The 12,862-nt window shown below is 68.7% G+C and carries 9 protein-coding genes and 1 pseudogene; 7 read left to right on the top strand and 3 right to left on the bottom strand.

Annotation, left to right across the window (positions count from 1 at the left end; all coding sequences use genetic code 11):
- Nucleotides 1–387 precede the first annotated feature (387 nt).
- From ACWEIJ_RS32175 to ACWEIJ_RS32165, 3 genes and pseudogenes are all read left to right on the top strand, one after another.
- Nucleotides 388–1,524 (top strand): hypothetical protein, encoded by a 1,137-nt coding sequence (locus tag ACWEIJ_RS32175; RefSeq protein ID WP_449840997.1) that lies wholly within the window; start codon nt 388–390, stop codon nt 1,522–1,524.
- Nucleotides 1,521–2,744: a TRM11 family SAM-dependent methyltransferase gene (locus ACWEIJ_RS32170; protein WP_449840996.1), complete on the top strand. Its 1,224-nt coding sequence runs from the start codon at nt 1,521–1,523 to the stop codon at nt 2,742–2,744. Before ACWEIJ_RS32175 ends, ACWEIJ_RS32170 begins: the two co-directional genes overlap by 4 nt.
- Nucleotides 2,741–3,280, top strand: a pseudogene (locus ACWEIJ_RS32165) (DNA cytosine methyltransferase); the annotation flags it as partial. The gene ACWEIJ_RS32170 and the pseudogene ACWEIJ_RS32165, both read left to right, overlap by 4 nt.
- Before the next feature lie 168 nt (nt 3,281–3,448).
- On the opposite strand, the gene ACWEIJ_RS32160 reads toward ACWEIJ_RS32165, so the two are convergent.
- From ACWEIJ_RS32160 to ACWEIJ_RS32150, 3 genes are read right to left on the bottom strand one after another with little or no spacing between them, the layout of a single operon-like run.
- A complete protein-coding gene (locus ACWEIJ_RS32160) occupies nt 3,449–4,672 on the bottom strand; it encodes a hypothetical protein (RefSeq protein ID WP_449840995.1) in 1,224 nt (407 codons plus the stop codon).
- 60 nt (nt 4,673–4,732) lie between these two features.
- Nucleotides 4,733–6,799, bottom strand: coding sequence for a tyrosine-type recombinase/integrase (locus ACWEIJ_RS32155; RefSeq protein WP_449840994.1), 2,067 nt, complete (start codon nt 6,797–6,799; stop codon nt 4,733–4,735).
- The gene (locus ACWEIJ_RS32150; protein ID WP_449840993.1) at nt 6,796–7,929 is read right to left on the bottom strand and encodes a tyrosine-type recombinase/integrase; all 1,134 of its coding nucleotides are present in this window, start codon (nt 7,927–7,929) and stop codon (nt 6,796–6,798) included. Before ACWEIJ_RS32150 ends, ACWEIJ_RS32155 begins: the two co-directional genes overlap by 4 nt.
- A 112-nt stretch (nt 7,930–8,041) precedes the next feature.
- Between ACWEIJ_RS32150 and ACWEIJ_RS32145 the strand changes: the two genes are divergently transcribed.
- From ACWEIJ_RS32145 to ACWEIJ_RS32130, 4 genes are read left to right on the top strand one after another with little or no spacing between them, the layout of a single operon-like run.
- The gene (locus ACWEIJ_RS32145) at nt 8,042–8,401 is read left to right on the top strand and encodes a hypothetical protein (protein ID WP_449840992.1); all 360 of its coding nucleotides are present in this window, start codon (nt 8,042–8,044) and stop codon (nt 8,399–8,401) included.
- Nucleotides 8,402–8,457: 56 nt separating this feature from the next.
- Nucleotides 8,458–8,784, top strand: coding sequence for a hypothetical protein (locus ACWEIJ_RS32140; protein ID WP_449840991.1), 327 nt, complete (start codon nt 8,458–8,460; stop codon nt 8,782–8,784).
- A complete protein-coding gene (locus ACWEIJ_RS32135) occupies nt 8,781–10,385 on the top strand; it encodes a tyrosine-type recombinase/integrase (RefSeq protein ID WP_449840990.1) in 1,605 nt (534 codons plus the stop codon). The genes ACWEIJ_RS32140 and ACWEIJ_RS32135 overlap by 4 nt, the downstream gene beginning before the upstream one ends.
- Before the next feature lie 52 nt (nt 10,386–10,437).
- Nucleotides 10,438–12,855, top strand: coding sequence for a tyrosine-type recombinase/integrase (locus tag ACWEIJ_RS32130; protein WP_449840989.1), 2,418 nt, complete (start codon nt 10,438–10,440; stop codon nt 12,853–12,855).
- Nucleotides 12,856–12,862: the final 7 nt, after the last annotated feature.

Genomic DNA, 12,862 nt, shown 5'->3' with positions numbered 1-12,862 from the left:
TCGAGTCCCAACACACCTCGAAGTTGATCACGGTGGCCGTCTCACATCCCCGGCAGGTCATCGACCAAGATCACGCCATGCGGCTGTAGTACTAGTTCGGTACCAGTTTGGTCATAGCTGTGAGCGCGCCGCCACCCGCTGTCACCGACGATGTCAATCACGATCTCGGCGGGTTCGGAAAAAAGGCGCTCCGACACTTCTCGTGGAGCGTCGCCCCTCTTGGAGCGGGCACGCGCGCGCGAACCTTTTCCGGCTATTCGGGTGGCTGTGAATCGGGCTTGAGAAAGTTGCCGGGAGCGTGTCCCCAAAAGGCCCATATTTCGGAGTTCAGGGGTGTCATCAGCGCCTCACACCGACAGGCGCACCCAGCCTGGCGAAGGGACACCCGTGACCCAGTCCGACGACTCCGCCCGCCGCTCGCCCCGACGGCGCACCGACTCCACCCACCCCGCTCCGGCCCGCCCCGGCGGACGCCGGGGCGGACGCCGGGGCGGCGACCGCCGACCGTGGCCGACCGCCCCGACCACCACGCGCGTCAGCCCCGGCAAGCCCGCGAAGCCCGCAACCGGCAACGGCCGCACGCGGTCACGCGGGTCGGCGTCCACCCCGACTCCGGCGACCGTCTGGACAGCCGGCACCGCCCCGATCGACCTCGACGCCACCTGGCCCGCGGCGCTCGTCGAGCGGATCGTCACCTCGTTCAGCAAGCCCGCCGAACGAGTCGTGCTGCTGGACTGGCCGACCCCCGAGCGCGCCCGTCCGGCGCTCGGCGTGGTCGGTGCCGACGGCGTCATCGACCACGCGCCCGGCACCGAGCCGGACCCCGAACTGGCCGACACCATTGCCGTCGTCGAGCGTCTCGACCGCGCCGCGCGCATCGAACGCATCCCCGTCGACCCGACCTCGACCGGCCCGGCGTCCCGACCGTTCTGGGCCGACCTCGTCGGCGGCGTGGACCTGGCTCCCGAGACCATCCCCACCGCGCCGGAGGCCACCGTCGCGGCGCCCGTTCCGGACACGGTGACGAACCCCGGCGACGCTGCCGACCTGATCGTGGCGAGCCTGCCGCCGCACCTGTCCGGCAACCAGAGCGCAGACCTCGTCGCGCTCTACGCGGCACGGCGTCTGCGGGTCGGCGGCATCCTCGTCGTGCTCACTCACTGTGACTGGACGTCCGGTGAGTTGACCGATCCGACGGGCGCGGTGGTGACCGCCGGACAGAACGCCGACCTGCTCTACCTCCAGCACATCGTCGCCCTGCACGCATCCGTCCGCGACGGCCGGTTCCACCTCGCCGACACGCCGTCCGGCGACTACTCCGGCGGCGTCGTCGGTGACCGCGACACCGACGAGACCGACGCGCGAACGCGCCACCGCGCCGCCGTGCGCGGACTGCCCGCGCCGCATCGGCGCATCCACTCCGACGTCCTCGTCTTCGCTCAGCCGCACGACCACCAGCCGACGCCCACGGTGTCGCCGAGTGCGCCCGTGAACGCGGACTCGCAGCCCGAAGACCTCCGATGACAGCCACGCCCGGACCCGCGTCGAACGACGACGTCGCCCACCCCGGACCGCACCCCCAGGAAGGCACACCCGTGACGCACGACGCCATCCGTCAGCCCACCGCCGAGTCCTCCGCTTCGGCCGCCGCAGCGGTCGGCGACGAGCCGACGCAGCGCATCCCGCGCGCGCTCATCGCCGCGCTCGACACCCCACCCACCGCTGTGGACAACTCTGTGGACAGCGGCGAGCAGAAGAACGGCGGGGAGCCGCCCGCGATGTCGGTGTGGACGACCGCGCAGTCCTCGCCGGCCGCCCAGCGCAAGAACAAGTACACGCCCGAGTCGACCGCGCACCCCGCCAAGATGCTGCCCGAGGTCGTGCGCCACGCCGTCGCCCACTACACCAAGCCCGGCGAGTTGGTGCTCGACCCGATGTGCGGCATCGGCACCACCCTCGTCGAGGCCGTCCGGCTCGGTCGCCGCGCGGTCGGCGTGGAGTACGAACCCCACTGGGTCAAGGTTGCGAACGCCAATCTCGACGTCGCGCGGGAGCAAGGCGTCGGCGGTGAGAAGGGGATCGACGCGCGGGTGTTCCACGGTGACGCCCGCCAGCTCGTGACACTGCTTCCGCCCGAGTACGTCGGGCAGGCGGCGCTGGTGGTGACCTCTCCGCCTTATGGTCCGTCGACTCACGGGCAGGTGTCGGTCGCGCCCGGCGCGGGGGTACAGAAGTACCACCACCTCTACGGCAACACCCTCGACCGCGGCAACCTCGCCAACATCGGCCACCACCGGCTGCTGGCCGGATTCACGCGCATCCTCGCGGCGCTGCGCACCTTCCTGAAGCCGGGTGGACACATCGCGATCACCATCCGGCCGTGGCGCGAGCACGCCGAGCTGATCGACCTGCCCTCGCAGATCCTCGCGTGCGGACGCGCGGCCGGCCTGATCCCGGTCGAGCGCAACGTCGCGCTGCTCGCCCGCGCCGCCGAGACCGACCTCGTGGCCCGCGGGTCGTTCTTCCAGCGCGACTTCATCCGCAAACAGCGCGAGGCCGGACTGCCTCTGCACCTGATCGCCCACGAGGACGTCCTCGTCTTCCGAACCGCCCTGCACAAGTCCGCCGGACGCACCGCTGGCGGCACGTCGACGGGGAACGTGGTCGACCTCGGGCAGTACCGCTCGGCGCGATCCACGGATGCCGCGCGTGACGGTGCGGGTGAGCGAGGCCAGGCGGCATGACACGCCGTTCACCGCGCTCGCACCGTGAGCGGGCGGCCCGTCCGCTCACTCTCGTCCCGGCCCCGGTGGTGACGCTGGGGCCGGGACGGCGGCCCCGCCTCGTCACCGGGGACGGTCCGGTCGTGGGCTCGTTGTGCACCGGCTACGGCGGCCTGGACCTCGGCGTGCTGGCCGCCCTCGGCGGCGGCCGAATCGCCTGGGTCGCCGACCCCGACCAGCACATCGCCCGGATCCTCGACGCCCGCACACCGGGCATCCCGAACCTCGGCGACCTGCGGCACATCGACTGGACCCGCATCGAGCCGGTCGACGTGCTCGTCGCGGGGTTCCCCTGCCAGGACATCTCCGCAGCCGGTAAGCGCGCGGGCATCGAGAAGGGAGTCCGCAGTGGACTGTGGGCCGACATCGTGGCGGGCCTTCGCGTACTACGACCCGCGCTGCTCATCGTGGAGAACGTCGCCGCGCTTCGCTGGCGCAACGGAGGACTCCACCGTGTACTCGGCGACCTGGCCGAAGCGGGGTATGACGCGCTCTGGCGTAGCGTCCGCGCCGCCGACGTCGGAGCCGCGCACCGACGCGAGCGAGTGTTCCTGCTTTATCTGGACAGTTTCAGGATCTTTGAGCTCAGGTTCGCCCCGTCGTGTGTCATCCAGTCGAGCCAGCTTGTCGTGAGTCGGTCGCCTCGGTGGTTCGCCGGCTCGGGGTCATTGGTGCATGACGGGGTTGCCGCGAAGGTTGCCGTCGGAGCACGGCCAACTGCTGGTGTCGAGTGGTCCGAGGCCGGTGTCACTGAAGAGAAGCAGTTCGTCGTGCAGGGCGAAGACGGCCTGTCCCTGGTCGAGCAGCAGCATTCTGCTCATCACCGCCCGCTCGTCGTCCATGGCGAACAACTCGTGTATCTCGAAGTCGGCGTCGACAGCCAGGAGCCGACTGTCACGCCAGAAGATCGCGGTGCCGTCGCGGTCGAGTGCCGGGTAGGTGGTGTAGTAGCCCGAGAGCGCTGGACCGGCGCGCAGCGCGCCGCCGGGGCCGAGGCCGCGGAAACGCGACCGGGACGGCAGGACGTTCTCCGATTCCGGGCCACGGATGTAGCCGTGACGGTCGACGAGCATCATGGCGTGGCTCGGCCATTCCTCGGTCACGATGCCGGACGGGTCGTACCGGGCTGTGCTGAAAGCGCCGTAGCCCTGGGATCCGATGAGGAATTCGCCTGGCCCGACGATCGCCTTGTGGTGGCTGGGACCGGGGCGGGTCGTGGCGACGATCCGGCCGGTCGTGGTGTCGAGGAAGAACGTGACAGCGATGCCGCTCCTGCCGTCGGCGAGGGTGGCCGCGATCCTGTTGCCGGAAACCAGCAGCGGCTCCCAATGCGACACCTCGATCGTCTGCGGTGTCCAGGGCTTCATCGGTCGTGTCTGCCAGTCGTTGTCCGCGCTCATCTCGACAACGCCCGGATGGGTCAGTTGATCGAGCGCGGCTGGCGTCGACCACCGGCAGGTGCCGTTCTCGTCGTAGCGTGCGACGCGGGCGGTTCGACCCGCTTCCACGACGCGGCCGCGGGCCGTAGGCAGCCAGACGGCGCAGATGCCGTCGGGGAGCAGCGCGAACGCCCCGAGGTGTTCGTGGGGCGCGTGCTCAGGTACGACCGTGCGCAACACCGCGCCGTCGGCATTCAACTCGCTGATCGTGTGGCCTGCGGATCCGGAATGAGCGATCCACACGGTGCCGCTGTCGCTGACGCGCGGTGGGCTGGGATGCCCGTCGAACTCACGACGCCACAGCACCGTTCCTGCCTGGTTGACCGTCGTGAGCACGGTGGTCGACAGGTTGCGGCCCTCGTAGCTGGTCACGAACAGAGGTCCTGTCGCGTCCGCTGCTGCCAGACCCCAGACTTGGCCGGGCATCGTCACCTTCTGCGGGCCGCTCATCGATCAATTCCCCTCGCTCGATCCCGACGCCGCCATATCGTTGCAGAGCTGATCGGGTGCTCACGGCGATTCCCCCAAGTCATCGAGCAACTGGCGTATGCGGTCGGCCGTGCGTTGATGCCGATCGACCTCGCGTTCCCAACCCCGTGTGTGAGCGTCGGTCGTGAGCTGCTCTTCGACGCAGAGACGCTCCCGGAGACGCGGGGCGTATTGCGGTGTGGTGATGAACTTCGCGCAGTTCAGGTAAAGATCGCATTCGCACGGGCCTTCCTGCGGCAGCCGCAGGCACCGGCCGAGTTCAAGCTCGGTCTTGTAGAAGTTGGTCTTGAGCCAGTCGAGGGCTTCTTGGTCGAGACGCCCAGTGCGCAGCGTCTCGGCCAGCGGGCCGGCGATGACCGCGCCTGGTTGCAGGACGGCTTGGTAGTCGGCCAGGACGGTGGGGTCGGAGATGTTGGCGTAGGTCATCGACATGCCGGGGCTCTTGTGGCCAAGGACCTTCATGATGGTCTGCATCCGGGCGCCCTTCTCGGCCAGTTGCGTGCCGAGGGTGTGGCGGAAGCGGTGGGCGTGGATGGCCGGTTTGCCTTCACCGTTGAGGATCGCCAGCTCGGCGCAGATGTCGCCAAGCGGATCGGAGAACAGATAGTCGGCGTGGGCGAGGGAACCGTTGCGCAGGAACAGGTAGCGAACCGGACGTCCCAAGTCGGGATCGACTATTCCGCGGTCGGGTTGGCCGACGCGGGTCTTGACGAGGTCATGGATTGCGTCGGCGGCCTCGTGGTGCAGCGGGACGGTGCGTTCCTTGAGTGCCTTGCCGGCGGCCAGTCTCAGGCGCGGTGTGCTGTCGGGGTAGGTGTCCAGGCAGTCGAGGTGGAGCTTGCGGATCTCGCTGCGGCGGGCGCCACTCCAGCGAGCGACAAGCAGGGCGCAGCGCTGCAGTGGGCAGTCCAGTGCGCGGATGCGGTCCATGACGGGTTCGAGTTGGTGTTCGGGGATGAACCGCGGAACGCTCTGGATGCGGCGAGGCATGTCGGCGCGGGTGAGCAACGGTCGTGCCGGGACGTCGTCCCACTCGGCGAGGGAGGCGTAGCGGAAGAACACCGCGACCGTGGAGATGATGCCGGCCCGGAAGGCAGGGCTCAGCGGCTCGTCGGGATGCAGGATCTTTCGCTCGTGGTGGACCGACTGCATGAACTCGACCAGGTCCGCGCGGCAGAGTTGATCGAGGTTGTCGATCTGAGGGCGTGCGGTGTCCAACCACAGCCCGAACCGACGCAATCCGCCGCGTGTGCTGGACATGCTCTCCGGCCGCAGTACCAAGGCACGCTCAGTGAGGAAGCGGTCCATGACAGCGGCGATGCGCGGCTTGGTGCTCAGCGGCGGGCGGGGCAGACCCCGGTAGGGCACCGGCGGACGGTCGGTGATTCCGGCGTGGAACAGCGCCATGCCGGCGCGGAACGCGTTGGTTCCCCAGCTCGAGCTGAGCATGGCCCAACGTTCTGGGGCGATGACCTGGCCGATGCCGGGGATTTGGTCCAGATTCCGGATGGCCTGACGCATCTGTTCGACGTCATCGAATGTGATGGCGTCCAGCGTGGGGTCGCCGCGGTGCAGCACCAGTCTGATCAGCGCCCACGACAGCCGGAAGCTCTGGTCGTCGCGGACGTGCCCGAGTCCGATCATCTGTTCGCGCAGCTCCGTTGCCTGACTGCTCAGCGGCAGGCCCAGTTGATCGGCCACCAGCCAGGGTTTGAGCACCCCGATGCCCAGCAACCAACCCCAGTCCAATCGCAGCCGACCGGTCAGCGCCAGGTAGGTCAGGTAGGGACGTGCGTTGAAGTTGGTCCAGCCGACGGTCGTGTCGAAGTCTTCACCGGGGCCTTGTCGCCGGTTCTGGGCTTCTCCGGCGCGCCAGCCCAGGCGATCTCGCACCGGCTGCTCGAACCAGGTCTGCAGGTCGGGGTAATTGGTCACAAATCGCCGGTAGAAGGCCAGGAGCTTGCCTCGCGTGTTGGCGCTGTTCGGCAGTCCCGCGACGAACGCGGCGTACTCGTCATCCGGGCAGTGCCGGGGAACCGACAGATCGGAGGGAGGCGATGAGGCCGACCGGGCTACGTCCTTCCTCACTGGTGATCGTCTCCGATCGCCTGCCGATAGTCCTTGACGACATCCGGATCGCTCACGCGGGTGTAGACCTTCATCGACTCCGGAGTGGCGTGGCCGAGCCGGGTCATCAGCGTCAGTTCTCGCATGCCGCCCTGGAACATCCGGGTCGCGTGGGTGTGGCGCAGGCTGTGCGGCGTCAGCCAGGCATCGCGGACCCCGGCCCGCTCAGCGGCGCGGGCGAACATCCGCACCAACCCGTCGTAGCCAAGCGGCTCGCAACGCCGCTTCCCCTTGCCGCCGATCAGGAACACCCACGAGCAGCCCGCGTCGGTGGGCCGCTCACGCATCACGTAGTCGTTGAGAGCGGGCAGTGCCCGTCCTTCCAGCAGATCGACGACTCGGTCACGACGCGACTTCTGCCGGACCCCAGCCGGGTGGTCGTTGCGTTTGCGGACAGTGATGCGCCGCTGGCCGTAGGAGATGTCCTCCAGCTGCAACCCGAGTGCCTCGCCGGGCCGCAGCCCGCTCTCCCACATCAGCTCGAGCAGCGCCCGGTCCCGCCGCGTCCGCAGCTCGGTCAGCAGTGCCCCGTAGGTCTCCAGCGGCATCGGGCGCGGCAACGCCTCGACCGTCTTCACTCGCAGCACCCGGCGAATCGGCTGCTGACGCCGGGCGTTGTCCAGGGGCGGTCGGAATCGCCCAGGAACACGAGCCGCCGCGTGGTCGGCGACCTTGACGATCGGGTTCTCCCGGCCGGAGTAGCCCTCGCTGGCGATCAAGAACTCGTAGAACGACGAGACCGCGGCCATGACCCGATTGCAGGTCTTCGCCGACAGCACTCGCCCCGCGCTGGTCGCGATCCCCAGCTCCAGCCGCTGAGCGCGCCGCGGGGAGGAGGACAATCGCAACCACTGCAGGAACTCCATCGCCCGCGCCGGCGTGAACTCCGGAGCACACAGAGCTGTCTCTTCGAAGAAGAGGTACAGCTTCTGCAGATCATGGGCGTAGGCACGGACCGTGTTCGGCGAGTACTCCCGCACTGCCAGCAGCCGCAGGAACTCGTCGACCTCCGTGACCGGTTCACCGGCTGCGTCCACCAAACTCACTCCTGGGCGCCCCGGCTTGGGATCGATCACCTTCTCCACACGCATGGCCGGAACCATAAGCACAGAGTCCAGTTTGGATATTCCCTGGAATGGGTGAACTGTCCAGATAAGATGTTCGCCTGGCTGCGCGAGCCCGGCCCTGGTCGACGAGGCGGAGATGCTGCCGACGCCGACCGCGCACGACGGCTCCTCCAATGGCATCAGCGCCGCCAGCAGGCAGGGCGGTCCGTCCCTGCTGGACCGGCTTCGGTTGTTGCCGACTCCGCGAGCCTCGGACACCGGCACAGCGGGCCGCAGGGCCGGAGCGGGGTTCCGGCCACCGCTGTCACAGCAGGTGCTCCCGCTGGTGGACCCCGAGGCATTCCTGCCGACGCCGCGAGCGACGGACGGGACGAAGGGCTGCCCGGCGCAGCGGGGGTCCAAGGGCGACCTGATGCTGCCCTCGGCGGTCATCCGCCTGCTCGTCCCGCCGGCGCACCACCGGGCCGGGGACAGCGAGACCGACGACATCTCGTAGCGGTCGCAGACCCCGACATCGAGACGAGTTCGGCATCCGGCGCCGAGTCGACGGCGGTGAACTGGGGCGTCTACGAGGCGGCGATCCGCCGTTGGGAAGCGGTGCTGGGCCGCCCGACACCGCACCCGACCCAGCCCGGCAACCACGGCCGCCCGGTCCTTGCCCCCGCCTTCGTCGAGCACCTCATGGGGCTGGCCGAAGGCTGGGTCACCGACCTTCCGCTGCCCCGCACCGCGCAGCTGCGGGCGCTGGGCAACGGCGTGGTTCCCCAGCAGGCCGCCTACGCGGTGGCCCTGCTGCTGGCCGACCTCGCCGAACTCCTCGACATCAACACCGACACCGACCACCGGTCGCCGACCGGGCAGGAGGTGACCGCGGCATGACCACGACCAACCTCGCGGTGCCCGACCCTGGGCCCGCGTTGCGACTCCTGTCCCTGGGCGCCGGAGTGCAGAGCACGACCGTGCTGCTGCTGGCGTGCGAGGGCGAGATCCCGCGCTTCGACGTCGCCCTGTTCGCTGACACCGGCTGGGAGCCGCGCGCCGTCTACGCGAACCTCGACCGCTTGGCGGCGCACGCCGAGAGACACGGCATCCCGGTGCGCCAAGTCTCGGCGGGGAACATCCGTGCCGACGCCCTCGATCCCCGTCACCGCTTCGTGTCCATGCCCCTGCACACTCTCAACCCCGACGGGTCGCGAGGGCTCGCGAGGAGGCAGTGCTCAGTTATCTGCACCATCTCCCGCTGGTTGATCATGGCGCTCCACGTCGTGATCAAGGAGAAGCCAGTGGACCTTCGCCGTCAGCTAATGGAAGGCCGTGCGTCCGTGCCCCGAGCGGGATCAGTCATCAAGGTGGAGCGAATCCACCCGCCGTTCGTCGTGCTGGACCCGGCGGGCGTCGAGATCGTCGACGTCACGGAATACTTGCGGGACCTGGCTTTGGGTGACGGCAGCCCGCTGACCGGCCGCAGCTACGCGTTCGGCCTGCTGCGGTGGTTCCGCTTGCTGTGGTTGCTCGGCGTGGCCTGGGAAAGGGCGACCGAAGCTGAGGTCGCAGTGCTGGTCGGCTGGCTGCGTACCGCGCCGAACCCGCAGCGCCGGCGGAGCGCACCAAGTACCAGCAGGCCAGGCGGGATCAACCCGAGGACCGGCAAGCCGACGCTGGCGGCTGGTTACGCGCGCACGACGATCAACCACGCCTTGTCGTCGGTGAGCGGGTTCTACGAGTACCACGGTCATCACGGTCGGGGCCCGGTGGTGAACCCGGTGCCGTCCTCGCCGCAGCGGCGTCGGGCGCTGGCGCACCTGAGTCCGTTGGAGCCCAAGCCGGTGGTGGGCCGGGCACGGCTGCGGCAGCGGGTGGTGCAGCGGCCACCCCGGGCGATCCCGGACCGGTTGTGGGGCGAACTGTTCGACGCGATGGGCTGCGAGCGCGACCGCGCGCTGCTGGAGTTCTTCGTCTCCAGCGGCGCCCGCGCCGCCGAACTGCTCGGTGTGACGCCGGAGGACCTGGACTGGGCCGGGCGCCGGATCTACGTGGTATCCAAGGGCACCCGTGAGCGGGAGGCAATCCCGGCCTCGCCGCAGGCGTTCGTCCGGCTGGCGCTCTACTTCGACGAGATCGGCACACCCGCACCCGGAGAGTCGATCTGGCGCACCCGGCGCGGTGAGGACCGGCCGTTGACCTACTGGGCGCTGCGGCGGATCTTGCAGCGAGCTAACGAGGTCCTGGGGACGAACTGGACCTGGCACGACGCCCGGCATACCGCCGCGACCCGGATGGCCAACAGCGGGACGCTGACCCTGCCTGAGGTGCAGGCCATCCTGCGGCACGCCAACATCCAGACCACCAGCCGCTACCTGTCGGTCGGGGTGGAGGAGCTGTTCGACAAGCTCACCGAGCACTACACCCGCCCGAAGCCACAGACTCACTTCCCGACCGGCTACGCCGCCGCCGACATCGAGGCGGTGTTCGGTGCCTAAATCGCAGACCAGCCCCACGACCGGCCTCAGCCGGCGGCACCGGCACGGTCCGATGGTCGAGGAACTGGGCTTCGCCAGCCGATTCGTCTCCGGCAAGATCGAGCCGCAGCCAGCCGTCGCAGCGATGCCGCCCCGTCCTGCCGGTGAACTCGGCCGCGCGCCCATCGAGCGGATCGCCCGGCTGGTGACCACGACGTGGGAGGGCGCATCGGTCACCTGCCAGCAGCGCGGACAGGCTGCCGGGATCGTCCTGACCTACCTGACCGACTTCCAGGGCGAAACCTGGCAGCAGCGGTGGGACGCCAGCCCGATGGGCCAGGGTGAGACCAAAGTCAGCATTCTCGGCACGTCGCGCGGGCACGGGATGGCTGTCGGCCAAGGCTTGCGTTCGCTGTTCTGTCTTCGTGTGATCCGGCCTTCCCTGCTGGCCTTCCGGGTGAACTCGTTCCAGGAGTACGGGCAGTTCTTCGTTGTGGCCCAAGGTGATCCACTGCTGGAGAAGTTCGCCGAGCAGGTCGCCGCGTCCGACTTGTCGTGGGCGCACCGGCGCGAAGCCCTGTTCGATGTGTGCTGCCTGCTCACCGTCCAAGGTGTCAGCCTCGCTGACCTCACCCCGGCCGCTTTGCTGCACTACGGACACGAGACCCGCCGCGCCCGCGCGATCCTCCGCCCCGGCAAGAAGGATTCCAACCGGTTCGCCGGCCTGTCGGCCTGGAACATCCTGCACCAGATGGGCCACTTCCCGCCCGGAACACCATCCACCATGCGCGCGGCACTGTCCCGTGGCCAGCTCACCATCGAGCAACTGGTCGACCGCTACCCGATCCGCAACCAGTCGGTACGGCAACTGCTCATTGACTACTTCACCCGCCGGTCCGCCGACACCGACTACGCCTCCATCTCCCACATGGTCCTGGAGATCGCCCATCACTTCTGGGAGAAGATCGAACGGATCAACCCCGACCAGGCCGACCTGCGCATCGCGCCGGAGGTCTACACGACCTGGCGGCACATGATCAGCACCCGCGAGGACGGCAAAAACGCAGGCAAACCACGCGCCGGAGTCGACGGCATCGTGATCTGCGTCCGCAGCTTCTACTACGACCTGCACACCTGGGCCAGCGACGAGCCCGAACGCTGGGCGCACTGGGTCGCGCCCTGTCCGGTGCCACCCAACGAGATCCGTGGCCTGGGCAAACGACGCCGCCGGATCAACGAGCGCTCCGCCGACCGCACCCGCCAACGCCAGCCACTGCTGCCGCTGCTGGTCCAGCACGTCGAGAGCCGCTACGACCGGGCGCGGACCCTGCTCGAACACGCGCGCCTGGCCAAGCCGGGCCAGACGTTCCTGTTGGATGGGCGCTCCTACCAGCGGGTGCTCACCACCAGCGACCTCCACACCCGACGTCGCTCCGGAGGCAAGAGCCCGGTCCGCGTTGTCGACGAGGCCACCGGCGAACTCATCCATATCGAAACCGACGAGGAAGCCGCGTTCTGGGACTGGGCCTGCGTCGAGACGCTCCGCCACTCCGGGGTCCGCATCGAGGAACTCTGCGAGCTGACTCACCTCAGCATCCGCCAACACCAGCGGTCCAACGGAGAAGTGATCGCGCTCCTGGTGATCGCACCGTCCAAAACGGACCGAGAGCGGGTCATTCCGATGAGTGCCGAGCTGTTCCACGTCATCGCCTCGGTCATCCGCCGCCACGCCCAAACCGGGCGCAGCATCCCGCTGCTGAGCAGGTTCGACCCGCACGACAAGGTCTGGAGCCCCCATCTGCCGTTTCTGTTCCAGCGCCGCATCGGGTCCACCGACCGGGTCATCTCCGGCGGCACCGTCCTGAACATGATCAAACGGCGATGCGACGAACTGGCCGAACAACACCCTGGCTTCCGCACAACCCGGTTCACACCCCACGACTTCCGCCGGATCTTCGCCACCGAACTGGTCAACAGCGGCCTGCCCATCCACATCGGCGCAGCCCTACTCGGCCACCTCAACATCCAGACCACCCGCGGCTACGTCGCCGTCTTCGACGAGGACATCGTCCGCCACTACGTCGCTTTCCTCGACCACCGCCGCGAACTCCGGCCGATCGAGGAATACCGCGAGGCCACCAGCGAGGAATGGGCCGAATTCGATGAGCACTTCGACAAACGCAAGGTCGAACTCGGCTCCTGCGGGCGCCCCTACGGCACGCCCTGCCAGCACGAACACGCCTGCATCCGCTGCCCGATGCTGCATGTCAACCCAAAGATGCTCGCCCGGCTCGACGAACTCGAAACCGACCTGCTCGACCGCCGTGACCGCGCACAGGCCGAAGGCTGGATCGGCGAGATCGAGGGCATCGACATGACCCTGACATTCCTGCGAGCCAAACGCGACGACGCCCAACGGCGAGCCAAACGTCCGACGGTCGACCTGGGACTACCAGGACTCACCGGCACATCTCAAAGGAAGATCAAATGAGTGGCGC

This window comes from Lentzea sp. NPDC004789, assembly GCF_053601075.1.
This window is presented reverse-complemented; position numbering and strand designations above follow the sequence as displayed.

What these genes read in the sequence shown, in the direction of transcription:
- ACWEIJ_RS32170 (WP_449840996.1), top strand. Translation starts at nt 1,521, where the DNA reads ATGACAGCCACGCCCGGACCCGCGTCGAACGACGACGTCGCCCACCCC.
- ACWEIJ_RS32160 (WP_449840995.1), bottom strand. Translation starts at nt 4,672, where the DNA reads ATGAGCGGCCCGCAGAAGGTGACGATGCCCGGCCAAGTCTGGGGTCTG.
- ACWEIJ_RS32150 (WP_449840993.1), bottom strand. Translation starts at nt 7,929, where the DNA reads ATGCGTGTGGAGAAGGTGATCGATCCCAAGCCGGGGCGCCCAGGAGTG.
- ACWEIJ_RS32145 (WP_449840992.1), top strand. Translation starts at nt 8,042, where the DNA reads ATGCTGCCGACGCCGACCGCGCACGACGGCTCCTCCAATGGCATCAGC.
- ACWEIJ_RS32135 (WP_449840990.1), top strand. Translation starts at nt 8,781, where the DNA reads ATGACCACGACCAACCTCGCGGTGCCCGACCCTGGGCCCGCGTTGCGA.
- ACWEIJ_RS32130 (WP_449840989.1), top strand. Translation starts at nt 10,438, where the DNA reads ATGGTCGAGGAACTGGGCTTCGCCAGCCGATTCGTCTCCGGCAAGATC.